This window comes from Brevundimonas sp. FV1ye28, assembly GCF_058681135.1.
Map to the genome: position 1 here is coordinate 3,104,072 of NZ_CM178731.1, position 24,166 is coordinate 3,128,237.

At 67.4% G+C, this 24,166-nt stretch carries 21 protein-coding genes; 9 read left to right on the plus strand and 12 right to left on the minus strand.

Annotation, left to right across the window (positions count from 1 at the left end):
• Nucleotides 1-37: 37 nt before the first annotated feature.
• From ACW171_RS15290 to ACW171_RS15320, 7 genes are all read right to left on the minus strand, one after another.
• Nucleotides 38-1,057, minus strand: a complete 1,020-nt coding sequence (locus ACW171_RS15290; RefSeq protein ID WP_492094466.1) for a DUF2891 domain-containing protein — start codon at nucleotides 1,055-1,057, stop codon at nucleotides 38-40.
• A gap of 1 nt (nucleotide 1,058) precedes the next feature.
• Nucleotides 1,059-2,024 (minus strand): DUF979 domain-containing protein, encoded by a 966-nt coding sequence (locus ACW171_RS15295; protein WP_492094468.1) that lies wholly within the window; start codon nucleotides 2,022-2,024, stop codon nucleotides 1,059-1,061.
• Nucleotides 2,021-2,746, minus strand: coding sequence for a DUF969 domain-containing protein (locus ACW171_RS15300; protein ID WP_492094470.1), 726 nt, complete (start codon nucleotides 2,744-2,746; stop codon nucleotides 2,021-2,023). The genes ACW171_RS15295 and ACW171_RS15300 overlap by 4 nt, the downstream gene beginning before the upstream one ends.
• Nucleotides 2,747-2,957: 211 nt before the next feature.
• Nucleotides 2,958-6,659: a hydantoinase B/oxoprolinase family protein gene (locus ACW171_RS15305; RefSeq protein ID WP_492094472.1), complete on the minus strand. Its 3,702-nt coding sequence runs from the start codon at nucleotides 6,657-6,659 to the stop codon at nucleotides 2,958-2,960.
• Nucleotides 6,656-7,609: a DUF6999 family protein gene (locus ACW171_RS15310; RefSeq protein WP_492094474.1), complete on the minus strand. Its 954-nt coding sequence runs from the start codon at nucleotides 7,607-7,609 to the stop codon at nucleotides 6,656-6,658. The genes ACW171_RS15305 and ACW171_RS15310 overlap by 4 nt, the downstream gene beginning before the upstream one ends.
• On the minus strand, nucleotides 7,606-8,301 hold the full coding sequence (locus tag ACW171_RS15315; protein ID WP_492094476.1) for an iron-containing redox enzyme family protein: 696 nt from the start codon (nucleotides 8,299-8,301) through the stop codon (nucleotides 7,606-7,608). The genes ACW171_RS15310 and ACW171_RS15315 overlap by 4 nt, the downstream gene beginning before the upstream one ends.
• On the minus strand, nucleotides 8,301-9,443 hold the full coding sequence (locus ACW171_RS15320) for a beta-ketoacyl-ACP synthase III (RefSeq protein ID WP_492094478.1): 1,143 nt from the start codon (nucleotides 9,441-9,443) through the stop codon (nucleotides 8,301-8,303). The genes ACW171_RS15315 and ACW171_RS15320 overlap by 1 nt, the downstream gene beginning before the upstream one ends.
• Nucleotides 9,444-9,666: 223 nt before the next feature.
• On the opposite strand from ACW171_RS15320, the gene ACW171_RS15325 reads away from it, so the two are divergent.
• Nucleotides 9,667-10,047 (plus strand): VOC family protein, encoded by a 381-nt coding sequence (locus ACW171_RS15325; RefSeq protein WP_492094480.1) that lies wholly within the window; start codon nucleotides 9,667-9,669, stop codon nucleotides 10,045-10,047.
• Between the two features lie 134 nt (nucleotides 10,048-10,181).
• Here the strand turns inward: ACW171_RS15325 and ACW171_RS15330 are convergent, their stop codons facing one another.
• The gene (locus tag ACW171_RS15330) at nucleotides 10,182-11,333 is read right to left on the minus strand and encodes an acyltransferase family protein (protein WP_492094482.1); all 1,152 of its coding nucleotides are present in this window, start codon (nucleotides 11,331-11,333) and stop codon (nucleotides 10,182-10,184) included.
• 75 nt (nucleotides 11,334-11,408) lie between these two features.
• Nucleotides 11,409-11,870 carry an Rrf2 family transcriptional regulator gene (locus ACW171_RS15335; protein WP_492094483.1) on the minus strand — a complete coding sequence of 154 codons (462 nt, stop codon included), beginning with the start codon at nucleotides 11,868-11,870 and terminating at the stop codon, nucleotides 11,409-11,411.
• Nucleotides 11,871-11,959: 89 nt separating this feature from the next.
• On the opposite strand from ACW171_RS15335, the gene ACW171_RS15340 reads away from it, so the two are divergent.
• From ACW171_RS15340 to ACW171_RS15370, 7 genes are all read left to right on the plus strand, one after another.
• Nucleotides 11,960-12,862, plus strand: coding sequence for an NAD(P)/FAD-dependent oxidoreductase (locus ACW171_RS15340; protein WP_492094484.1), 903 nt, complete (start codon nucleotides 11,960-11,962; stop codon nucleotides 12,860-12,862).
• 172 nt (nucleotides 12,863-13,034) lie between these two features.
• A complete protein-coding gene (fliQ, locus tag ACW171_RS15345) occupies nucleotides 13,035-13,298 on the plus strand; it encodes a flagellar biosynthesis protein FliQ (protein ID WP_492094485.1) in 264 nt (87 codons plus the stop codon).
• Between the two features lie 9 nt (nucleotides 13,299-13,307).
• Nucleotides 13,308-14,081, plus strand: coding sequence for a flagellar biosynthetic protein FliR (gene fliR / locus ACW171_RS15350; protein WP_492094487.1), 774 nt, complete (start codon nucleotides 13,308-13,310; stop codon nucleotides 14,079-14,081).
• Nucleotides 14,074-15,150: a flagellar biosynthesis protein FlhB gene (gene flhB, locus ACW171_RS15355; protein WP_492094489.1), complete on the plus strand. Its 1,077-nt coding sequence runs from the start codon at nucleotides 14,074-14,076 to the stop codon at nucleotides 15,148-15,150. Before fliR ends, flhB begins: the two co-directional genes overlap by 8 nt.
• A gap of 40 nt (nucleotides 15,151-15,190) precedes the next feature.
• The gene (cckA, locus tag ACW171_RS15360) at nucleotides 15,191-17,266 is read left to right on the plus strand and encodes a cell cycle histidine kinase CckA (protein WP_492094491.1); all 2,076 of its coding nucleotides are present in this window, start codon (nucleotides 15,191-15,193) and stop codon (nucleotides 17,264-17,266) included.
• Nucleotides 17,267-17,492: 226 nt separating this feature from the next.
• Nucleotides 17,493-19,307 (plus strand): M61 family metallopeptidase, encoded by a 1,815-nt coding sequence (locus ACW171_RS15365; RefSeq protein ID WP_492094493.1) that lies wholly within the window; start codon nucleotides 17,493-17,495, stop codon nucleotides 19,305-19,307.
• Between the two features lie 250 nt (nucleotides 19,308-19,557).
• A complete protein-coding gene (locus ACW171_RS15370) occupies nucleotides 19,558-21,339 on the plus strand; it encodes a DUF885 domain-containing protein (RefSeq protein WP_492094495.1) in 1,782 nt (593 codons plus the stop codon).
• 25 nt (nucleotides 21,340-21,364) lie between these two features.
• Here ACW171_RS15370 and ACW171_RS15375 read toward each other — a convergent pair whose 3' ends face one another.
• From ACW171_RS15375 to ACW171_RS15385, 3 genes are read right to left on the minus strand one after another with little or no spacing between them, the layout of a single operon-like run.
• Entirely contained in the window at nucleotides 21,365-22,270 is a 906-nt protein-coding gene (locus ACW171_RS15375) for an NAD(P)/FAD-dependent oxidoreductase (RefSeq protein WP_492094497.1), read from the minus strand.
• Between the two features lie 26 nt (nucleotides 22,271-22,296).
• A complete protein-coding gene (locus ACW171_RS15380) occupies nucleotides 22,297-22,509 on the minus strand; it encodes a hypervirulence associated TUDOR domain-containing protein (RefSeq protein ID WP_492094499.1) in 213 nt (70 codons plus the stop codon).
• Nucleotides 22,506-22,640 carry a hypothetical protein gene (locus tag ACW171_RS15385; protein ID WP_492094500.1) on the minus strand — a complete coding sequence of 45 codons (135 nt, stop codon included), beginning with the start codon at nucleotides 22,638-22,640 and terminating at the stop codon, nucleotides 22,506-22,508. The genes ACW171_RS15380 and ACW171_RS15385 overlap by 4 nt, the downstream gene beginning before the upstream one ends.
• A 191-nt stretch (nucleotides 22,641-22,831) precedes the next feature.
• Here ACW171_RS15385 and ACW171_RS15390 point away from each other — a divergent pair, with 191 nt between their 5' ends.
• A complete protein-coding gene (locus ACW171_RS15390; RefSeq protein WP_492094502.1) occupies nucleotides 22,832-24,052 on the plus strand; it encodes an NADP-dependent isocitrate dehydrogenase in 1,221 nt (406 codons plus the stop codon).
• Nucleotides 24,053-24,166: the final 114 nt, after the last annotated feature.

Consider the following 24,166-nt stretch of genomic DNA (forward strand, 5'->3'; position numbering starts at 1 on the left):
CCGGCCGCGGCGGACGCCGCCGGCATCGTCAAACCGATCAGTCGACGTCGGTCAAAATCGCCAACATCGCGAAACTCGCCAGCCAGTGCTCGCCCATATAGTCGCCCGTCACATGGGGCAGGGCAGCGTCGAGGTGATCTTCCGCCGCCTCAAGCGCCACGGCCCGACGTGGGTCCGATACCGGCAGAGCCGAAGCGATCCCCCTCCAGCACCAGGCGCGCGAGAGGTTCAGCCCATCCAGGTGAGCGATCTTGCCGTCCGAGCGATCGCTGACCGTGGCGGGGGCGAACAGGGTCATGGGCTCGCGACCTCCGAGGCGGGGCAGATAGAGATCGAACCAGGCCGGGAAGTCTCCATCCGGCATCACACGCCGCATGAGTTCCGATACCATCAGGGTCGGCGACAGGAACTCGTCCTGGGATGGCTCCCAGGCCTGGCAGTCGCGATCGGCCGAATACCAGCGCAGGGCGGCGGCGCGGCACAGATCAGTCAACTCCGTGTCTCCGGCGCTCTCGGCATAGTCCAGCGCCAGACGCAGGGCGAAGGCGGTGTTGTAGTGGGTCCCGGTTCGTACCGGGTAGGTCGAGATCTGCAGGAAGGCCTTGAACCGGTCGGCGAAGGCCTCGGCCAGCGGGCGCAGAGTCTCGGCCCAGACCCGGCCCCGTGGATCGGCGTGGCGCTGGAGCTCCGCCTGCAGCATCAACAGCCAAGCCCAGCCATAGGGGCGTTCGAACCCTCGGCTGGAGGGTCGCGCCAGATAGGCGACCTCGACGGCGACGTTCGCCGACGTGAACAACTCGTCCGCCAGATCGGCGATGGCGGCCGCTTCGGGCGCCACGGGATAGAGGCGGCGCAGGGTGAACAGCGTCCACCAGCCGTGGACACAGGAGTGCCAGTCGAAACTGCCGAAGAAGATCGGATGCAGGGCGCGTGGGCCCAGCGCGTCTCCGGGTCCGTTCAGGACGTGGTCCAGCTTGTTCGGATACTCCTTCGTCACATGGCCGAGCGCGGCCTGGGCGAAGCGGGCAGCCGTGGCGGCGTCGAGGGCGTGGGTCATGTCAGAACCGGAATGCGAGGGCGTACATGAGGGCGATGTTGACCAGAAGCAGGATCAGGGCGGTCGGGGCCTGGGCGCGGATCACGCCGTTGAAGGCCGCGTTTCGATCGGGCAGTTCCAGCAGGTTTGCCGGCACGACGTTGAAGTTGGCGGCCATGGGCGTCAGCAGGGTGCCGCAGAAGCCGGCCAGCATACCGATGGCGCAGACGATGGCCGGATCGCCGCCGAACTGATGCACCACGAAGGGCAGGCCGATGGCGGCGGTCATGACCGGGAAGGCGGCAAAGGCATTGCCCATGATGACGGTGAACAGGGCCATGCCGAGGCAGTAGGCGACGACGGCGACCAGGGGCGAACTCATCGGCACGGCCTGGGTCACGACCTCCCCGACCACGCCGCCGACGTTGGAGGCGAGGAAGATGGCGCCTAGAGCGGCCAGCATCTGGGGCAACAGGACGGCCCAGCCGATGGAATCGATCAGTCGGCGGCCTTCGTGAAGGGGGGCGGTCGCCGGCGGGCGGAACCAGGCGATGGCGGCGGCGAGCGCGATGAGGCAACCGAGCGCGAGGGCGATCAGGGTGGTCTGGGTCGAGGACAACAGGGCCGCGCCCCATTCCGTGTGCTTGGCCGCGAGTGTCCCGCCGACGGCGACGACCGGCACGATCAGGGCGGGCAGGAAAAGGGCGTTGCCGTGCCGGACGGCGCTGTCACGACGCTCTTCCGGCATGGTGGTCTCCGGCTTGCCGACGCCGAGCTTGGACAGTCCGCCCAGGGCGACGAGGGCCACGACCAGAAGGCCGTTGCCGAGGCCGCCGAGATACGAGCCGAACAGCATGGAGCCGGCGAGAAGGCCCCAGAACAGGGCGCTGCGTATCCGCGTCGGATGGGCGGCGTCGCGCAAGGTCAGGATGGCGAAGGCCAGGAACATCAGCCCGACGAGGATGTAGACCTGATCCAGGGTGATCATTGGCTGGCCTCCGAGGGGGCGGCAGAGATCGCCTTGCGGACCTCACGGTCGAACATCAGCAGACGCGCGCCGTGGACGAGGAATGCGGCGATGGCGGTGGGGATGGCCCAGACCGACAGCTGAAGCGGCTCGACGATAATGCCTGCCTGTTCGAGGAAGCCGACCATCAGGATGATCGAGCCGATGGCGATGAAGATGTCCTCGCCGAAGAACAGGCCGATGTTGTCGGTCGCGGCCGACATGCCCCGGATGCGGTAGCGCGCGTCGTCGGGCAGGGTGCCGCCTGCCTCGATCTCGGCGGCCCCCTCGGCCATGGGAGCGACGAGGGGACGGACCATCTGGGGATGGCCCCCGAGCGAGGTCAGGCCCAGCGCCGAGGTGGCCTGGCGAATGAAGAGATAGACGACCAGCAGGCGACCGGCGGAGGCGGCCTTGACCCTGGCGATCAGCATGCGGGCGCGTTCCTGCAAGCCCGCGCGTTCCAGCAGGCCGATGACCGGCAGGATCAGCCAGACGACATGGAAATAACGGTTGTCGTTGAAGGCCTCGCCGAAGGCGGCGAGGGTGGCGGCGGCGGCCTGCCACAGGGCGAAGAGGCTGACGCCCGGGGTTATGGCGGCGCAGACGCCGGTGACGAGGGCGGCGGCCAGGATGACCAGCAGCGGATTGATCCGGGCCACGAAGCCCGCGACCACGACCAGTATTCCGAGCAGTACGAGCATTTGAGTCCCTCCGAGTCCGGGACGATGCACCATTGTGCTTCCCTCTCCCAGAGGGAGAGGGCTTGAGGCTCGCAGAGCGGAGCGATGCGTCTTCAGCCGAAAGGGTGAGGGGTTTTGCCCTTACCGGTTGGCGACATTACCCCTCACCCTTTCGCGCCAGAACGACGGCTATCGCCGCCGTGCGCTCAAGCCCTCTCCCTCCGGGAGAAGGTTAGGCTTTGCCGAACCCGCCGCCGCCGGGAGTGTGGATAACGAAGACATCGCCGGGGCTCATGGGCCCCTCCGAAGTCCAGCCCTGCGGTTCGACCGCCCCGTACGCACGTTCGATGCTGTTCGATCCGACCTCGCCCGCCTCGCCGCCCGCCGCGCCGAACGGCGCGATCCTGCGGTGGCCGGAGAGGATCGCGGCCGTCATGGGTTCTAGGAATCGCACCCGCCGCGTCGCACCGTCGCCGCCCTTGGCAGCGCCCGAGCCGCCGGAGCCTCGGCGGATGGAGAACTCCTCCAGCAGGACGGGGAAGCGGGTTTCCAGCACCTCGGGGTCGGTCAGGCGGCTGTTGGTCATGTGGCTCTGGACGGCGCTGGCGCCCGGAGCATTCGGTCCCGCGCCCGCCCCGCCGGCGATGGTCTCGTAGTACTGGCGGGTCGCGTCGCCGAAGGTGAAATTGTTCATCGTCCCCTGGCTGGCGGCCAGGATTCCGAGGGCGCCGTAGAGGGTGTCGACCACCGCCTGGCTGGTCTCGACATTGCCGGCGACGACGGCCGCCGGATAGCGGGGGTTCAGCATCGATCCCTCCGGCACGATAAGGGTGATGGGCTTCATGCAGCCCTCGTTCAGCGGGATGGCGTCGTCCACCAGGGTGCGGAAAACATAGAGGGTCGCCGCGCGGGTGATCGACAGAGGGGCGTTGAAGTTGGTCGGGCGCTGGTCGCTGGTTCCCGTGAAATCGACGACGGCGGTGCGGGCGTCGGGGTCTACCTCGATGCGGACGCGGATGACGGCACCGTCGTCCATCTCATAGGCGAACGAACCGGGCTTCAGGGCGGCGATGGCGCGGCGGACGGCTTCCTCGGCGTTGGACTGGACATGGGCCATATAGGCCTCGACGACCGGGCGGCCGAATTCGGCGACCATGCGGTTGAGCTCGTCCGCGCCGCGCTGGCAGGAGGCGACCTGGGCCTTCAGGTCGGCCATGTTCTGATCGACGTTTCGGGAAGGGTAGGCTCCCGAGGCGAACAGGGCGCGGGTTTCGGCGTCGCGCAGGCGGCCGGCCTCGACCAGCAGGAAGTCGTCGATCAGGACGCCCTCCTGTTCGACGGTGGTCGAGGAGGCGGGCATGGAGCCGGGCGTGATGCCGCCGACGTCGGCGTGGTGGCCCCGTGCGGCGACGAAGAAGGCGGGCGTCGTCTCCTGGCCCAGGAAGACCGGCATGATGACGGTGATGTCGGGCAGGTGGGTGCCGCCGTTGTAGGGGGCGTTGAGCATGACTACGTCGCCGGGCTGCATGCTCTGGCCGCGCGAGGCGAGGACGACGCGGATGCTCTCGCCCATGGATCCGAGGTGGACCGGGATATGCGGGGCGTTGGCGATCAGGGCGCCCGAGCCGTCGAAGATGGCGCAGGAGAAGTCGAGCCGCTCCTTGATGTTCACTGAATAGGCGGTGGCGCGCAGGGCCTCTCCCATCTGTTCGGCGCAGGCCATGAAGCGGCTGTTGAACACCTCCAGCAGGATGGGGTCGGCATGGGTTCCAATCGGGGCGCGGCCGGCGAGTGGGGTGGTGCGTTCGAGGATCAGGTTGGCACAGGCGTCGACGCGGGCGGTCCAGCCGGGCTCGACGACGGTGGTGCCGGTGGATTCCAGGATGAGGGCGGGGCCGGTGACGGTGGCGTCGGCGGGCAGGGCGTCGCGGTGGTGGACGGGGGTGGCGTGGTCCATGCCGGCGAGGCGGACGGGGACGCACACAGATTCTCCCTCCCCCTCGGGGGAGGGTGGTCGCGCAGCGACCGGGTGGGGAGGGCCAGGCGACGTGGCGACAGACTGTGGGGCCTTGCCTTGCCGCCCCCACCCGGTCTCCGCTTCGCTCCGACCACCCTCCCCCGAGGGGGAGGGAGAGCTGATCGCCTCGACTTCCAGAGTCTCGACAACTAGCGCCTTGTCCTCCGCGAAGAAGCCGAAGCGTTGGCGGTGGAGGGTCTCGAAGGCGGCGGCCATGTCGGCGGCGAGGCCGAATGGGACGGTCAGGGGGGTGTCGCTGCCGGCGAACTTGATCTCGGCGCGGGCCTCGGTGGTTATGGTGGCGACGGGGAGCTCCTGGGCCAGGAGATCGGCGCGGGCCTCAACGTCGAGGGCGGTGACGCGGTCGGCGAAGCCGGCGTCGGATGCGGCGGCGAGAGGGGCGGCGACGGTCGTCTGGCGGATGGTGCGGACCGAGGCGAGGCCCATTCCGTAGGCGGACAGGACCCCCGCGAAGGGGTGGAGCATGACCGTCGTCATGCCCAGCGCATCGGCGACGAGACAGGCATGCTGGCCGCCGGCGCCGCCGAAACAGTTCAGCACATAGCCGGTCAGGTCTTGGCCGCGCTGGATGGAAATGGACTTGATCGCCTCGGCCATGTTCTGGACGGCGATGGCGACGAAGCCCTCGGCGAGGTCGAGCGGATCGGTCGGACGGCCGGTGGCGGTGGCGGTGGCGACCTCGGCGGCGAGGGCGTCGAACTTCTGCGCGACGGCGGCGCGGTCGAGCGGCTGGTCGCCGTTCGGGCCGAAGACGGCGGGGAAGAACTCCGGCCGCAGCTTGCCGAGCAGGACGTTGCAGTCGGTCACGGTCACGGGCCCGCCGCGACGATAGGCGGCGGGACCGGGCACGGCGCCGGCGCTCTCTGGCCCGACGCGCAGGCGCGAGCCGTCGAAGCGGCAGATGGAGCCGCCGCCGGCCGCCACCGTGTGGATCGACAGCATGGGGGCGCGCAGGCGAACGCCCGCGACCACGGCGTCGGAGGTGCGCTCGAAACTGCCGGAATAGTGGGAGACGTCGGTCGAGGTGCCGCCCATGTCGAAGCCGATGACGCGGTCGAAGCCGGCGGCCTCGGCGGTCGCGGCCATGCCGACAACGCCCCCGGCCGGTCCGGACAGGATGGCGTCCTTGCCCCGGAAGGCGCTCGGGCTGGCGAGGCCGCCCGACGACTGCATGAACATCAAAGGCGTGTCGGGGCCGAGCGCGCGACCGACGCGGGCGACATAGGCGTCGAGCACCGGCGACAGATAGGCGTCGGCCACGGTGGTGTCGCCGCGCCCGATCAGCTTGATCAGGGCGCCGACCTCGTGGCTGACCGAGATCTGGGTGAAGCCGATCTCGCGGGCGAGGGCGGCCAGACGGGTCTCGTGATCGGTGAAGCGCCAGCCGTGGACGAGGACGATGGCCAGGGCGCGATAGCCCTCGGCGAAGGCGACCGTCAGATCGGCGCGGGCTGCGACCTCGTCGAGGGGGCGGTCGATCGCCCCGTCGGCGCGGACGCGTTCGTCGATCTCGATGACCCGGTCATGCAGGGGCTCGGGCAGGACGACGTGGCGGGCGAAGATGTCGGGGCGGGCCTGCCAGCCGATGCGCAGCGCGTCGCCGAATCCTCGGGTGATGGCCAGGACGGTGGGCTCGCCCTTGCGTTCCAGCAGGGCGTTGGTGGCGACCGTCGTGCCCATGCGGATGTCGGCGACGAGACCGGCGGGCAGAGGGCCGGGACCGGCACCCAGGATGCGGCGGACGCCCTCGACGGCGGCGTCCTCGTACTGGTCCGGGTTGTCGGACAGCAGTTTGGCGGTCGTCAGGGCACCATCCGGGGCGCGGGCGACGATGTCGGTGAAGGTGCCGCCCCGGTCGATCCAGAACCGCCAGCCATCGTGCGCCGTCTCGCTCATGCCAGCTCCGGTCCCCCGGTGGGGTCGCGCGGATCGAGCGGCAGGCCCGCTTCCTGCCTCGCCTTCAGCACCCGCAGCCAGCCGTGCATGGCTTCGCAATCGAGCCCGTGCATCATCAGCCGGAAGCCCGCCTGAAGCGTCGACAGGGTTACCAGCGGGTGGCCGTTCTTGACGAAATGCATGTGGTAGTCGGTCCCCAGGATGCGCCCGATATAGATGCCGACGATCTCGTCCAGCTGCAGCGAGTGGCTGGCGCGCATGAAATCGGCGCGCGGCAGCATCAGGGCATAGAGGGGCGTGTAGAACTCCACCGCCGTCTGGATGTCGATGCGGTTCAGCGCGCCTGTGGGGAAGGTTTCGAACGGGGGGTCGATGTCAGTCAGCATCGAGAAATCGACCCGATCCTTCGGCGTGATTTCCTTGCCCGCCTGACGCAGCGCCAGGTTCAGCTCGATGATGAAGTTGAAGATGTTCAGGTCGTGCTGGAGGAAGACATTGTCCTCCAGCGCCTTCAGCGTCAGGGGGCGCAAGGGGACGGTCTGCACCAGGGCCGGATCGACGCCGGCGTTGGCCTTGATGAAGGCGATCAGCTCCGTCCCGATGTGGAAGTGGCGCAGGATCAGCGTGTTGCACTCAGGGCTGCCAAAGGTGCGCAGGCCCCAGTGAATGGACTTGTGCAAGAGGCCGTTCAGGTTCGGATAACGGGGCGAGATGGCCCGCAGCACCTTCACCAGGCAGAAGAACAGGAAGACCGCAGGCCGCGAGACCGGGAACAGCCAGCGCCGCGACCACGACCGTGCGCCGAGCAAGAGCGCGCGCTTGGCCTGCGGGTCGATCGGCAAGGAGTGGTCGAGATAGAGCGCCAGCCATGGGTCCGGATCGGCCGGATCGTAGCGGCCCGCGTCGAACGGGTCCGCCTTGGTCGTCGTCGCGCCGTCCGACAGGCTCACGCGGCGATCTCCTCGATCTGCAGGGCGTAGAGGCGGGCGGTGACCTTTGCGGTCATCACGATGCGTTCGGCGACGGCGCGCCCAGAGTCGTCATTGCGCAGGACCATGCGCAGCATCTCCTCGAACTCCTGCATGTGCTCGGCGTCGTTCTCGCCGTGGTAGAGCAGGAAGCGGACCGCCTCGTCGGGCAGGTTCAGCCGTTCCTTGACCAGCCGGCCCCAGGGCGCGGCCTTGATGGAGCCCAGCCCCTCGATGATGAACATGGCGCCCAGCAGGCCGAAGGGATCGGGCTTCGACGCCTCATGGAACATCCAGGCCGAGATGGCCTCGGAGCCGACGTTCTTGGGCGCCGAGCGGATGACCTCGACCTCGCCGCCGGAACAGACGAAATCGGCCTCCAGCAGGCGGAAGTCGCGGTGTTCGGTTACGGCATGGCGCATCAGGGTCGAGCGCAGTTCGAGGTGGCTCTCGCCGACGTTCGAGGCCGCGCGGCTCATCCACAACGCCCCGTCCTTCACCTGCTGGCGCAGGTTGATGAGGAACAGCTGATAGTCGGCCAGTTCGAACCGGCCGCGCGTCAGCTTGCGGATCAGGGGCGTCGCCTCCAGCCGCTGTTCGAAGTCGGCGAAGACCACCGCGAGCTTCCGCAGCGTATCGGCGACCTGATCGTCAACCCGCGTTCCGTCCGCCATCACACCACCTCGCACATCATGAACCCGACCATGGCCCGTCCGCTTTCGGGCACGATCAGCAGGACCTTCTCGCCCTTTTTGGCCCGCCCAGACTTCATGAACTCGTCCAGCATGACCCAGATCGACGCCGCGCCGATGTTGCCCACGGTCGGCAGGTTCGAGAACCACTTTTCCTCGGGGATCATGGCGGCGGTGCTTTTGAGGACCGACACGATCTCTTCCCGTAGAGACCGCGCCGAATAGTGACACAGCAGGTGGTCCACGTCGTCGGGGACGATCCGGCCCTGATCGACCTTCTCCAGCCAGACCCCGATCCAGGCGCGGATGACGATCTTCAAGAGCTCGAAATCCTGCACCAGGGCGACCGACCCGGAGGCATGGGCCGCGACCGGCCCGGAGTGGCTCCAGGCGCTCTTCATGTCCGCCCGGTCGGCGAAGGTCGAGCCCGCCCACATGCAGGGATCGAACCGTCCCGCCAGCGAAGTCAGGTCGATCCATTCGACCTTCAGCGACAGGCCGTCGCGCTTGGGCGCCGGCTCCATCACGACCGCGCCGGCGCCGTCCGAAAGGGTGAAACGCAGGAAGTCCGCCTCGACCCGCGCCCGGCCCTTTGCATCGACCAGGGTCGTGCCCTCGTAGAAGTCCGGCCGGAACCAGCGGGACGAGAACTCGCCCGCCGCCGCCGCCGCGACGTCCGCTTCTCCGGCCCGGACCTGAAGCCAGGCGCCCTTGGCCGCCATCAGGGCGGAGGCACAGACGGACTGGTAGCTGGCGATCTCGATAGGGCCGGCGCCGAGTTCGGCGTGCACCGCGCTGGCGTGGCCGGGGACGATGTAGTCGCCCTGGGTCGTCGCGGTGGCCAGGTGATTGAGGTCGCCGACCGACAGCCCGGCATCGTCTAGCGCCGCCTGCGTCGCCGCCGCCGTCATCGAGGCGTTCGAGTGCAGCGGGCGGCCATCTGGCGTTAGGGCGTAGTGGCGCGTCTCGACCCCGTTCCAGCGCAGGGCGCGGCGGCCGACCGCCGAACTGCGGCCGGAGATTCGGCCGATGTAATCCTCCATGGCGTCGCGGCCGACCGGCTCGCCGGGAAGGAAGGCACCGGTTCCGGTGATGTAGACGTCGCGAAGCGCACTCGGTGACATGGCCTTCAATGCGCACGATTGCCCTGCAGGCCGCAAGCGGACGAAGTCTGACGGCTTTGCCTCCGTGCATCCCGGCGAAGGCCGGGATCCAGATCACAGACTAGGTCCGTGGGATCTCGCACCGTACTCGCCATCTGGACCCCGGCCTTTGGCTGGGGTGCACGGAAAGGGGAACGGGTTGATCGTCCGGCACGCTTTCCCCGCACATCAAAGGGAGACGACCATGCTGAAGGACAAGGACTCCGCCGCCATCGTCGGCGTGAAGGATCTGGATCGAGCCAAGGCCTTCTACGGCGAGACGCTCGGCCTCGAACGCGATCCGAAGTCGGGTGACGACGTCGCCCTGTACAGGACCGGCGGGACGGTGATCTGTCTCTACGTGTCGGAGTTCGCCGGGACCAACAAGGCCAATTCCGTCGTCTGGGGCGTGGGCGACGAGATCGAAGCCATCGTCTCGGACCTGGCCGCGAAGGGCGTGAGCTTCGAGAAATACGACATGCCGGACACGACCTATGCGAACGGCATCCACGAGTCCGGCGGGTTCAGGATGGTCTGGTTCAAAGACCCCGACGGCAACATTCTGCACATGAACTCGGGCGACTAAATCCTCCCCCATCGGGGGAGGGGGACCACGAAGTGGTGGAGGGGCCACCCGCAAACACCGCGTCTGAAGCGAGCCCCCTCCGTCTCTACGCTTCGCTTCGAGCCACCTCCCCCAGTGGGGGAGGATTAGCCAGCCTAACCCTCGATCGAGACCACTGCGCCCTGTTCGACGGGGCGGCGGCGAGTCTTGCCTCGCGCCAGCCAGCGCTTGATCTGCGTCTGCATCGGGTCGTCGATCACCGCGTGGAAGGCGAAGGCGAAGCCGACGGCGGCCAGGACGCCCGCGCCCCAGATGACCCACTGGGCTTCCGTCGACAGGGCGTATTTCGCGATCAGCACATTGGCGACGCCGAACCAGGCAATGCGGACCACCTCGTTGGTGATGAACATCGAGAAGGAGACGACGCTGGCCCGCTCGATCAGCTTGGATGGCTTCAGCACCGGGATGGCGCCGGCCGCGATGATGATCAGCGAGATGAAGGTCAGGCTGATCAGGGCGTTCTTGCCGTACCACTGGACGACGGCCAGACCGACGGCGGCCGAGATGCCGACGATCCGGGCCAGACGCGGGGCGACGAACACCTTTTCAGAAAACACCGCCAGACCCATGCCCAGGATGAACAGCGGCAGGGCGCGCAGGAAGCCGAACTTCAGCGGCATCTGGTAGACGGGATAGCCCAGGAAGGCTTGGCAGGCCTCGTTGGCGACCAGGTACAGCAGGATCACCCCCGCCGCCGCGCCCCAGGGCCCCATCGTCTTCAGCGCGCGCAGGATATAGGGGAACAGGACGTAGCAGCCGATCAGGGCCGAGACCGACCAGCTCGGCGCGTTCCAGCCCAGGCCGCCGTGAACGCCGAAGGCCTGGGTCAGGGTCAGCTGCGCCGGCAGCTGGTCCCAGGCGAACCATTCGGGATTACGGGGCGCCACGCCGAACGCAGCGCTCAGCAGCACCAGCGACACCAGCGCCAGCCCCATCAGCAGGTGGGCCGGATAGACGCGCAGGAAACGCTTGATGAAGAACTCGCCCGGCGACATCGCACCGCGCCCGACCGCCCCGCCATAGACCCGCATCAGCACATAGCCGCTGTCGATCAGGAAGAAGTTGGTCAGCAGGAACCCGCCCCGCTCGAAAACCGGATGCAGACTCTCGGCCAGAGGCACGGGGCCGGCGGCCTGGAAATGGTGAAGGATGATCATGGAGGCCACAATGAAACGCAGGGCGTCCAGCCACCCGCCGCGTGCAATCGGCGGTGTCTCGTTTCGGGTCGAAATTGCAGTCCAAGCCATCGGAAACCTTCCTTCGAAGGTCTGGACCGCAAGGAGCGGGCCGCTTGGCCCTTTGCTACGGGCGCGCGTGGAGAGCTACGCCTCCACCGTCCTGGCCGCCATATAAGCGCGAACCGTCTCGGGGTCGGGGGCGACGGCTTCGACGGTAACCTGGGCCAGACGGGCCCGCAGCATCTGCTCGGCGTCGCCCAGCGTCTCCGTCATCGCGGCATTGACCGCCCGTTCGATCAGGCAGGCCGGGTCGTCGTCCGACAGACCGATGGCGAACAGTTTCGGGTTCCCCAGCGCCTCGTGGATGTCCAGCAGGGTGATCCGGTCCAGCGCCCTTGCCAGCGTCCAGCCGCCTCCGTGTCCCTTCACGGACGAGACGTAGCCGGCGGCCTTCAGCCCGGCCATGGTCCGGCGCACCACCACCGGATTGGTGCCCAGCATCCCGGCGATGGCTTCTGACGTCAGTGGCCCCCCGTGCCGATCCATATGGATCAGGACGTGAAGCATTCGGGACAGTCGGCTGTCGGTCGGCATGGAGCCAAACATACACCAAAGGCATCACGACACAAAACAAGTTGCGTGAGATGCATAGTCAGCCTATCTCGTAACTCATGAAGCTACATGAAGGAGGCCGTGTGGGCTATGACGCAACCATCGTGGGCGGCAGTTTCGCCGGCCTGTCCGCCGCCATGCAGTTGGCGAGGGCGCGTCGGAAGATACTGCTGGTGGATGCGGGCGAGCCCCGGAACCGCTTCGCCCCGGCGTCGCATGGTTTCCTGGGACAGGACGGCGTCGCGCCTGCGGAGATCATGCGCCTGGGCCTGGCCCAGTTGTCGGCCTACCCGACCTTCGATTTCTTCCACGGCCGAGCCGAGAGCGTCGAGGCGACCGAGGAAGGCTTTCGGCTACGGCTGAGCGACGGGTGCGACGTGGCGGGTCGTAGGTTGGTTCTGGCCACCGGCGTCGCCGACGAACTGCCTTTGGCGTCGATGCAGCCGCGCTGGGGCGTCAGCGTCCTGCACTGTCCCTATTGCCATGGTTACGAGGTGCGCGACCGGCCGATCGCCGTCATCGCCAACCACCCCATGGCCGCCCATCAGGGCCTGCTGCTGCCCGACTGGGGACCGACGACCTATTTCACACAAGGGGTCTTCGAACCCACGGCGGAGGAGGCCGCGCAGCTGACCGCGCGTGGGGTGACGATCGAACGAACACCTGTCGTCGAATTGCTCGGCGAAGGACTGGCGACACGGGCGCTCCGCCTCGCCGACGGGCGCGAACTCGCGATCGAGGCCGTCTTCACCGCGCCGAAGACGCGCATTGCCGGTCCCCTGGCCGAACAGCTGGGCTGCGGCTTGGCCGAGGGGATGACCGGTCTGCATATCCAGGTCGATGCCATGCAGGCGACGACGGTCGCGGGCGTCTTCGCCGCCGGCGATGCGGCCCAGCCGATGCACAACGCGACACTGGCTTCGGCTGCGGGCGTCCTGGCCGGGGTCGCAGCCCACCGATCGCTGATCGCAGAGGAGGCGGCGTGACGGCGCCCCGGCAAGGCCTATCCGATGCCGCATCGGTCGCGAACCCGGTCGATCGGCGGACCTGAATCCGGCGACGCTAACGCCCCGTTAACCACGCTCCCGGCATTTTCTGCCGAGTAGTTCTAGGGCCGGCCTCAAGTAGGCCGAAGGCCGATAGGCCAACGGAGTAGGCATGAGCGGCGCGGAAGTTCTGGATGTGGGTCGCGACGCCCTGTGGCTGACGATCCAGCTGTGCGCGCCGATCCTGATCGTCGGCCTGGTCGTCGGCGTGGGCATCGGCCTGTTCCAGGCCCTGACACAGATCCAGGAACAGAGCCTGGTCTATGCGCCCAAGATCATCGCCATCTTCATCTCGCTCCTGCTGTTCCTGCCGCTGATGGGTGGCCTGCTGGGGGCCTTCATGCGGACCATCGCGGCGCGCATTTCGGGCATGTAGCGGCGAACCATGGAGCCCTATGCCACCGCCGATCAGGTCTGGGCCGGCGGGCTGATCTTCGCCCGCATCGGAGCCATGATCCTGACCCTGCCGGGCATCGGCGAGACCTATGTGCCGCCGCGCATCCGGCTGTCCCTGGCCCTGATGGTCTCGCTCTGCCTCTGGCCGGTGGTCGGGGGAACCCTGCCGGCGCTTCCCGACAGTCTGGGCGCCACCGTGGGCTGGGTGCTTAGGGAAGTGATCACCGGCCTGATGATCGGCGTCATCCTGCGCATCTTCACCAGCGCCCTGTCGACGGCGGGCGAGATCGTCTCGCTGCAGACCACCCTCAGCTTCGCCCAGACGGCCAACCCGCTTCTGGGCGGCCAGAATACGACCATCGCCGCCTTCCTGATGCTGTTCGGCACGGTGCTGATCTTTGCGACCAACACCCATCACCTGTTCATCGCGGGCTTCGTCGGGTCCTACGAACTGATCGCCCCAGCCCGACCGTTGATCGCCGCCGACTTTACCGAACTGGCCATCCGGACGCTCGGGGACAGTTTCATGCTGGGCATCCAGCTGTCGGCGCCGGTGATCGTCTTCGCCCTGATCTTCAACCTGGCGGCCGGTCTCGTCGGGCGGGTGATGCCGGCCTTCCAGATCTTCTTCGCCGCGGCCCCGCTCAGCATCATCCTGGGCCTGTCGATCTTCGCCCTGTCCCTGGGCGTCTTGGGAACGGTCTTCATCGACCGCTACCGCGCCTTGGCCAACCTGTTCGTTTCGGGAGGGACCCTTGGCTGACGACAAGGATCCCGAGTCCAAAACAGAAGAGGCGACACCCCACAAACTCGAGGAGGCGCGAAAAAAGGGTGACGTCGCAAAATCCGCCGACGTCGCCCCGGCTCTCAGTCTGCTTGGCGCGACCGCCGTCATCGTGATGGGCGGCAGCTATTTCGCGACCACCATCGGCGAGGCGCTTCTGCCCTTCATCGCCGCCCCCCATCAGATGATCGGCGGGCTCGAGGCCGGCGCCGGGGTCGAGATCGGCACGCGCGCGCTCTGGGCCATTACGCCCTTCCTCGGCGCCGTCATGCTGGCGACCATCATCGGCGGCGTGGGGGGCAATGTCCTCCAGTCCGGTCTTCTGTTCTCCGCCGAGAAGATGAAGCCGAAATGGGAGAAGGTCAGTCCCATGGCGGGCCTGAAACGCATCTTCGGCCCCGACGGCCTGATGCAGTTCGCCCAGACCTTCGCCAAGCTGATCGCCGTCTCGTTCATCTGCTGGATGGTGCTCAAGCCCCATGCCCGCGAGTTCGAGACCATGGCGGCGATGTCGCCCCTCACCATCCTGCCGCTCGCCCGCGACCTGATGGTCGCCCTGATGGGTTCGACGATCGTCTTTCTGGTGCTGGGCGCCGGCGCCGACTTCATCTGGCAGAAGATGCGCTTCGCCAAGCGCCAGCGGATGACCAAGGAAGAGCTGAAGGAGGAGTTCAAGAACTCGGAGGGTGATCCGCACGTCAAGGCCAAGCTGAAGCAGATCCGCATGCAGAAGAGCCGCCAGCGGATGATGGCCAACGTCCCCAAGGCCACGGTCATCGTGACCAACCCGACCCACTATTCGGTCGCTCTGCGCTACGAGCCGGACCAGGGCGACGCCGCCCCCATCTGTGTCGCCAAGGGCGTCGACGCCATCGCCCTGCGCATCCGGGAGGTGGCCAAGGAGCACGACGTGCCGATCGTGGAGAACGTACCCCTGGCCCGCGCCCTCTACGCCGCCGTCGATATCGACGAGACCATCCCGCGCGAACACTTCGAAGCCGCCGCCAAGGTCATCGGCTTCGTCATGCAGAAGCGCAAACGCCGTTAGGCTGTATGATCAGCCCACTGATTCGCAGGGGCGACATGCCATGACCGTCTCCAGCGCGCCGTCGGCGCCGAAATTCGACCTCACCGTCATCCTGATGGCGATCGGTTTCGCGGTGGCTATCGCGGCCCTGGCCTGGCCGGCGTTTCAGGCCGGACCCATGACGACGCCGCACATGATCCTGATGGTGACGATCGCGGCCGTCTCCCTGATGGGGCTGTTCGCCTTCAACCGCATCGAGACCAACAGGCCGGCCCGTCCCGCCGGCGACGTGGCCGTCGAGATGCTGGACGCCATGGCCGAGCCCGCCGCCCTGGTCTTCGCCTCGGGCGCGGTGCTCGCCTACAACGGCGCCTGGGCATCCCAGAACGGCGCCACCGTCAACCTGCCGAAGGGCAAGTCGGCCCAGGCCCTCTACATGGCCTTCGCCCAGGCGCGTCAGGGCCATCAGGGCCGCGCCATCGTCCTGATCGGCGACCGGGAGATCGAGGTCCTGATCGGTCTGGCCGGAGACGGGCGCTACCTGGTCCGCGAGGCGCCCGAGGCGACCCTCAGCAGCACCCCGGCCCCCGCGGTCGCGCCCGCCTATTCCGCCTCGGCCGGCGACGCCCGCGCCATGGCCGCCGGCGCACCGTTCGGTTCGGCCGTGATCGATGGCGACGACATCTTCGCGGGCCGGGCCGAGGATCCCAACCCGGCGCTGGCCACCCTGACGGGGCCGGCCGCGGCCCGCAACGCCGCCTTCGGCCACCTGTTCGACCCCACTGGCGTGACCGAGGCCCGCGACCGCATCGCCGCCGGATCGACCGGTCCGATCGAGCTGATCGCCCGCGCCTATCCCGACAAGATGCTGCATCTCTATGTGGCCCCAGAAGGCGGCAAGCGTCGCGTCTGGCTGTTCGATGTCTCGGCCCAGAAGTCTATGGAGCTGCAGCTGTCGCAGGCCCAGAAGATGCAGGCCGTGGGCCAGCTCGCCGGCGGCGTGGCCCACGATTTCAACAACCTGCTGACCGCGATCCAGCTGCAGCTGTCCGAACTGCTGGAGCGGCATCCGGTCGGCGATCCCTCCTATGACGGCCTGAACCAGATCCGCCAGACGGGCATCCGCGCTGCCGACCTGGTGCGCAAGTTGCTGGCCTTCTCGAGGAAGTCCACGGTGCGTCGCGAGCGGCTCGATCTGGGCGAACTGGTCGGAGAGTTCGCGGTCCTGCTGCGTCGCCTGCTGCGCGAGGACGTGCGGCTGGAAACCGACTACGGCCGTGACCTCCCCGTCGTCCTGGCCGACAAGTCCCAGCTGGAGACGGCGGTCATGAACCTGGCCGTCAACGCCCGCGACGCCATGCGCGGCGTGGTCGAGCCGGGCGCCGGCGTCGTCACCATCACCACGCGGCGCCTGACGCAAGACCAGGCCCACGCCATGGGCTGGCGCGACGCTCCCGTCGGCGAGAGCGCCCTGATCGAGGTCTCCGACACCGGCCCCGGCGTGCCGCCCGAACTGCTCGACAAGATCTTCGAACCCTTCTTCACCACCAAGGCGGTCAACGAGGGCACGGGCATGGGGCTGGCCACCGTCTACGGCATCGTCCAGCAGGCCGGCGGCCATATCGGCGTGACCAATCTGGAAGGCGGCCCCTCTGGCGTTTCTGGCGCCGCCTTCCGCATCTTCCTGCCCGCCGCCTCGGAACAGGAACTGATCGAGGCCGGTCCCGTCGAGGCCAAGGTCAAGGCCGCCCCGCGCGACCTGTCGGGCAACGGCCGTATCCTGTTCGTCGAGGACGAGGCCGCCGTGCGCGGCATCGCCGCCAAGCTGCTGCGCCAGCGCGGCTACGAGGTCATCGAGGCCGCCGACGGCGAAGAGGCCCTGATCCTGGCCGAGGAATGGGCCGGCCAGATCGACATGATGATCTCGGACGTGATCATGCCGGGTCTCGACGGTCCGAGCCTGCTCAAGAAGGCGCGCCAATACCTCGGCGACGCGCCTGTCATGTTCATCTCCGGCTATGCCGAGAGCGACTTCTCCGACCTGCTCCAGGACGAGGCCGGCGTGTCCTTCCTGCCCAAGCCCCTGGACATCAAGACGCTGGCCGAACGAGTGAAGCAGGAACTGCGGCCGGGGTGAGTTCCCCTCTCCCTCCCACTTGGGGGAGGGTGGTCGGAGCGCAGCGGAGACCGGGTGGGGGCGGCAAGGCAAGACACCACAGACCCGTCTCCGCATCACCGGCCGTTCCCACCCCGTCGATGCAAGCGCATCGACGACCGTCCCCCGAGGGGGAGGGAGAGCAAGCCGCCCCTTGCCACACCGCCCGGCTTCCTCCCCTATGCGCCGTCGCTGTTCCGGAGTTCCCATGCGCCCTCTGATGCTGTCCGCCGCCTTCGCCGCCCTCATGGCCGGTGCCGCCCAGGCCCAGGAATACCAGGTCAGCTTCGACAACGCCGTCCACCACGAAGCCCGCATCAGCGTCACCTATCGCGACGTCGGCGCCGCCCCTGTGCGGTTCCAGATGTCGCGCTCGTCCCCCGGTCGCTACGCGATCCACGAGTTCGCCAAGAACGTCTATTCGGTCTCAGCCGTCGATGGGCAGGGCCGTGCCCTCAGCGTGGAGCGGACAGATCCCTACGGCTGGACCGTCCCCGGCCACGACGGCACGGTGACCTTCTCCTACACCCTGTTCGGCGACCGGTCGGACGGGACCTATTCGCAGATCGACGCCACCCACGCCCACCTGAACATGCCCGCGACCCTGGCCTGGGCGACCGGCTACGACGACCGCCCGGTCGAGATCACCTTCAAGCCCTTAGACGAGAGCTGGCAGGTCGCGACCCAGCTGGAACCGGGCCCCGACGCCTACACCTTCGCCGCGCCCAACCTTCAATACCTGATGGACTCGCCGACGGAGCTCAGCGCCCACATGACGCGCCAGTGGACGATCGACGACAACGGAACGCCGCGCACCATCCGCATCGCCGCCCACCACGGCGGGACCGAGGCCGAGATGGATCGGTTCGCCGAGATGGCCAAGAAGGTCGTGGACGCCCAGATTGCCGTCTTCGGCGACGCGCCCGACTTCGATTTCGGGACCTACACCTTCATTGCCGACTACCTGCCCTATGTGAACGGCGACGGGATGGAGCATCGCAACTCCACCATCCTCAACGATACCCGATCCTTCGCCCAGGCGGAGTTCGACCAGATCGGCACCCTGAGCCACGAGTTCTTCCACGCCTGGAATGTCGAGCGCATCCGCCCGGCCGAGCTGGAGCCGTTCGACTTCACACGCGCCAACCCCACGCCGTCCCTGTGGTTCGCCGAGGGGTTCACCAGCTACTACGGGCCACTGGCCATCCGCCGCGCCGGGGTGGCGAACGTCGACGCCTTCCTCGGCGAGATGGGCGCCCAGCTGAACTTCGTCCAGAACGCCCCGGGCCGTCGCTTCGGTTCGCCTCAGGAAATGAGCCTGCGGGCACCCTTCAACGACGCCGCCACCTCTATCGATGCGACCAATCCCAACATCTTCACCTCCTACTATCCGTATGGGGCGGTGATCGCCTTCGGCCTCGACCTGACCTTGCGCCAGCGCTTCCCGGGCAAGTCGCTCGACGACCTGATGCGCCACATGTGGCGTGTCCACGGGGTGAACGAGAAACCCTACACGCCCGCCGACCTCCAGAACGCCCTGGCTGAGGTGACCGGCGACTCCGCCTTTGCCGCAGATGTCTTCGATCGCCAGATCCGTGGCAGCGAACTGCCCGATTTCGCCCCCTTGCTGGAACAGGCCGGGATCGTGATCCGCCCCGCCAATCCGACCATCGCTTGGGCCGGCGCCGTGCGGTTCGCGCCGACCGGGCCTGCGATCGTTTCCGCAGCCCTCGCCCCCGGCACGCCTCTGTACGAGGCGGGGCTGGATCGCGGCGATCAGATCGTGGCGGTGGGCGAGACGACCGTGGCCGGCGCCGCCGACTGGACGGCCGCCATCGCCGCCGCAAAGCCGGGCGACGAGCTTCCCATCCGTTTCCTCCAGCGCGGCGTGGAGCGATCCGCCACATTGCGTCTGGTGGCTGACCCCGCCTTCCGTCTGGCCCGCACCGAGGCCGGCGGCGGCTCAGTCACGCCCGAACAGCTGGCCTTCCGTCAGGCCTGGCTTGGCGATGTCACGGAATAGTATGTAGGAGTTTATTCTTTGGTCGCTCTTGCGAACGGCGCTTGTGACGCCCAAGTCAACGCGAGCGGTCTTTGACATTGCCAGCCGTTCTCTAATGTCCGAAATTTCCGACTAGGCCGTCTCACGGACATTGTGGTGCCGGCCAAGTCTCTGATTTTCATGGACTGGCCACCCGTTTTGTCCGTTATGTCACCCTAAATTGCGTCAGGGTGACAAAGCGCCCGTCCCGCGTCCCTGGAAGGTATTGCCCATGCTCGATCGCCGCAGTCTCATGCTGTCCGCCGCCGGCGCCGGCCTCATCGCCGCCCTGCCGATTTCGACCTCGGCCCAGTCGCAACAGGACGCAGCGCTCGACGCCCTGCTGACCGAATGGTTCTACGACAACGTCGAACGCAGCCCGACCTTCGCCACAAGTCTCGGCATCGACAAGGACGACCGCGCCCATCTGGCGGGCAGGCTGAGCGACCTGAGCCTTGAGGCGGAAGCCGCCGACAATGCCCGGGCCAAGGCGCAGTGGGAGCGGATCAAGGACTGGCCGACCACCAACCTGTCCGAAAGCATGAAGGTCACCCTGGCGGTGTCTCAGTTCCAGGCCGAGACGGCCGCCATGCGCGCCGACCTGCCCTTCATCGGCTCGCCCTATGTCGTGATGCAGAACGGCGGCGCCTACTTCACCGTCCCCGACTTCATGACCAACCAGCACCGGCTGGAGACGGCCGCCGACGCCGAGGCCTTCCTGTCGCGACTGAAGGCTTTTGCGGTTCAGATCGATCAGGAAAACGCGCGCCTGGAACGGGATGCCGAGGCGGGCATCACCCTGCCGGCCGTGATCATGGACAAGACCCTGACGCAGTTGAAGACGCTGCGCGACACCCCCGCCGCCGAGATGGCCATGGTCGTCGCTCTGGTCCGCAAGACGGGCGAGAAGTCGGTCGCCGGCGACTGGGGCGCCCGCGCCGCCGTGATCGTCGACGAAGAGGTCAAACCCGCCCTGACCCGCCAGATCGCCGTGTTCGAGGCCCAGCGCCCGAGCGCCTCCGAAGACGTCGGCGTCTGGCGTCTTCCGCAGGGCGAGCGCCTCTACAATCTCGGCATCCGCGGCTACACGACGACCACCTACACCGGTGCCGAGATACACGAAATCGGCCTGCAACAGGTCGCCTCGATCCAGGCCGAGATCGCCGAAATCCTCGAAGGTCTCGGCATGACCGAAGGCACGGTCGGCGAGCGGGTCAATGCCCTCGGTCGCGACCCGCAGCACCTGTGGCCCAACGACGACGCGGGCAAGGTCGCCCTGATCGCCTCGCTGAACGAGATGGTGGCCGAGATCACCCCGCGCCTGCCCGAGGTCTTCTCGACCCTGCCCCAGGCGCCGGTGGAGATCCGCCGCGTGCCGGTGTCGATCCAGATCGGGGCGCCGGGCGGCTATTATCAGGCGGCGTCCCTGGATGGGTCGCGACCGGGCGCCTACTACATCAACCTGCGCGACACGGCGAACCGGCCGAAATGGTCGCTGAAGACCCTGACCTATCACGAGGCGGTGCCCGGCCATCACTTCCAGATTTCGGTCGCGCGCGAGGCGGGGACCTTGCCGATCTACCGTCGCGCCTCGGGCTTCTCGGCCTATAACGAGGGCTGGGCCCTCTATTCCGAACGCGTCGCCGCCGACGACCTGAACATGTACGAGGGCGATCCGCTCGGCCGGATCGGCTACCTTCAGGCCTATCTGTTCCGCGCTGTGCGTCTGGTCGTGGACACGGGCCTGCACGACAAGCGCTGGAGCCGTCAGCGGGCCATCGACTACATGATCGCCGAGGCCGCCACGCCCGCGAACTCCGCCCAGTCCGAGGTCGACCGCTACATCGTCTGGCCGGGCCAGGCCTGCTCCTACAAGCTGGGGCAGACCGTGATCGAGGGCCTGCGCCAGGAAGCCGAGGCCAAGCCGGGCTTCGACATCAAGGCCTTCCATGACCGGATGCTGCTGAACGGTTCGGTGCCTCTGGCCGTCTTGCAGGGCATCATGCGAGCCTGAGGGGCGGCGGGGAGGCCGCCTTCGTCTAGACGGTCTGGCCGTCCTGCTGACGTAAGCTGTTGTGGATGTCTGTTGCGGCGACGGCGGCTTCGGCGGTTGCCACGGCGATCTGGTTCAGGCCCCGCACGACGTCGCCGGCGGCATAGAGGCCGGGGACGCTGGTCTTCTGGTGCAGGTCGACCTCGAGCCGGCCGTCATCGGCGAGGCGGGCGTTCAGGCCCTGGGCCAAGTCGGCGTTCGGTGACGTGCCGAGCGCCGAATAGACGAGGTCGAAAGCCTGGTACTGGCCGTTCCAGCACAGGGCGGTGACGCGGTCGCCCTCCAACTGGACTTGCTCGATCGGGGTCTCGACCAGCTCCACCCCAAGCCGGACCAGGGCCTCGCGCTCGGTCAGAGCCTCGGGCGGACCGATGTGGATCAGGGTCACGCGGTCCGAATAGGTGCGCAGGAAGGCGGCCTCGCGCACCCCCTTGTCGCTGTGACCGATCACGGCCACGACCTTGTCGGTGGCCTCGTAGCCGTCGCAGATGGGGCAGATGCGGACCAGCGCCCTTTCGATGGCGCGCTCGACATCTGGCAGGTCGGGGTGATGATCTATGACGCCCGTGGCCAACAGGACGGCGCGGGCGCGGACTTCGCGGCCTTCGAAGGCGGCGATAAAGCGGTCACCCTCAAGCTTCAGCCGATCCACCCACCCCGCCTCGATGCGGGCCCCGTACTCCTCGGCCTGTTCGCGCATCCGGGCTAGGATGGCGTCACCCGTGATGCCGGCGGGAAAGCCCGGCATGTTGTGGCTCAGGGGGATCCAGCTCGCGCGCGGCTGCCCCCCGTCGGCGACCAGCACCGACCGCCGGAAGCGGGCGAGGTAGTTGGCGGCCGTCAGCCCGGCCGGGCCTGCTCCGGCGATCAGGACATCGACATCGGTCTTCATCCACTGCCCCCTCGTCGCACGGCCGGTCAGGCCTTGCGTAACTCCGTCGGCCTGTGCGCGGCGCGGGCGCCGGTCTTGCCGCTCTCGACCAGATACTCGGGGTTCTCCTTCGAGGCCGCAACCTTGTGCGTCTTGATCGTCGTAGGCTTCGTCAGCTTCCTGACGACCTTGCCGGTCGTGGTTCCCTGGGAGTGGTCCCATTGAACCGTATCCCCGGCCTTGAACGTTTTTTCGGTCATAGGTTCGGCTCCGTCGTCTGGGTCTCCATATCAGCGAGCACGGCCCGCATCAGTTCCTTGTCGATCAGGGTGGGCATCTCGCAGAAGGCGATAATCCAGCGCTGAATCAAGGTTTCGGTTTCGGCATCCATTCGGATTCCCCGTGGCTGGAATGGCAGCCCTTCCGCCGATGAGAACAGGCGGGTCGGAGCGGGGTTCAGCTTGACCAGAGGCGGCTTTTTTGGGGCAGGGTTAACACAGGGCTCCTCGCCCTTTGCCTCGCGCGCCTGTGCTCGCTATACCGCCGCCACCTCCCGCACTTGCAGAAACAGGACGAAGCCGCATGGCCAAGATCAAGGTCGCCAATCCCATCGTGGACATCGACGGCGACGAAATGACCCGCATCATCTGGCAGTGGATCAAGGACAAGCTGGTCTTCCCGTTCGTCGATATCGAACTGGACTACTACGACCTGGGCATGGAGCACCGCGACGCCACCGACGACCAGGTGACGATCGACGCCGCCCACGCCATCCAGAAGCACGGCGTCGGCGTCAAATGCGCCACCATCACCCCCGATGAGGCGCGCGTCGCCGAATTCGGCCTGAAGAAGATGTGGAAGTCGCCGAACGGCACCATCCGCAACATCCTGGGCGGCGTGGTCTTCCGCGAGCCGATCATTTGCCAGAACGTGCCGCGTCTGGTTCCGGGCTGGACCCAGCCGATCGTCGTCGGCCGTCACGCCTTCGGCGACCAGTACAAGGCCACCGACTTCCTGATGCCGGGCGCCGGCACCCTGTCGATCAAGTTCGTCGGCGACGACGGCGCGGTCATCGAACATGAAGTGTTCAAGTCCCCCGGCGCCGGCGTGGCCATGGGCATGTACAACCTCGACGACTCGATCCGCGACTTCGCCCACGCCTCGTTCAGCTACGGCCTGGCGCGCAATTACCCGGTCTATCTGTCGACCAAGAACACCATCCTCAAAGCCTATGACGGTCGCTTCAAGGACATCTTCCAGGAGATCTTCGACGCCGAGTACGCCGACAAGTTCAAGGCCGCCGGCCTAACGTACGAGCACCGTCTGATCGATGACATGGTGGCCGCGGCCATCAAGTGGTCGGGCGGCTTCGTCTGGGCGTGCAAGAACTACGACGGCGACGTCCAGTCCGACATCGTGGCGCAGGGCTTCGGCTCGCTGGGCCTGATGACCTCGGTGCTGATGACGCCGGATGGCAAGGTGATGGAAACCGAGGCCGCCCACGGCACCGTGACCCGCCACTATCGCCAGCACCAGAAGGGCGAGGCCACCTCGACCAACTCGATCGCCTCGATCTTCGCCTGGACGGCGGGCTTCAAGCATCGCGCCAAGCTGGACGACAACGCCGAGCTGCTCCAGTTCGCCGAGACCCTGGAGAAGGTCGTCGTCGACACCGTCGAGGCCGGCTTCATGACCAAGGACCTGGCCCTGCTGGTCGGCGATCAGCAGTCGTGGCTGACGACCGAAGGCTTCCTCGACAAGGTCGCCGACAACCTTAAGACGGCGCTGCCGAACGTCGGTTAAGCCGAACACGGTTAGAATCTTTCGACCCCGCCGGAGCTTCTCCGGCGGGGTTTCGTTTGAGCCCAGCCTCAAGCCGTGCATTGTTGACGCACCGCTGGAGGAGGGGAGACCGCC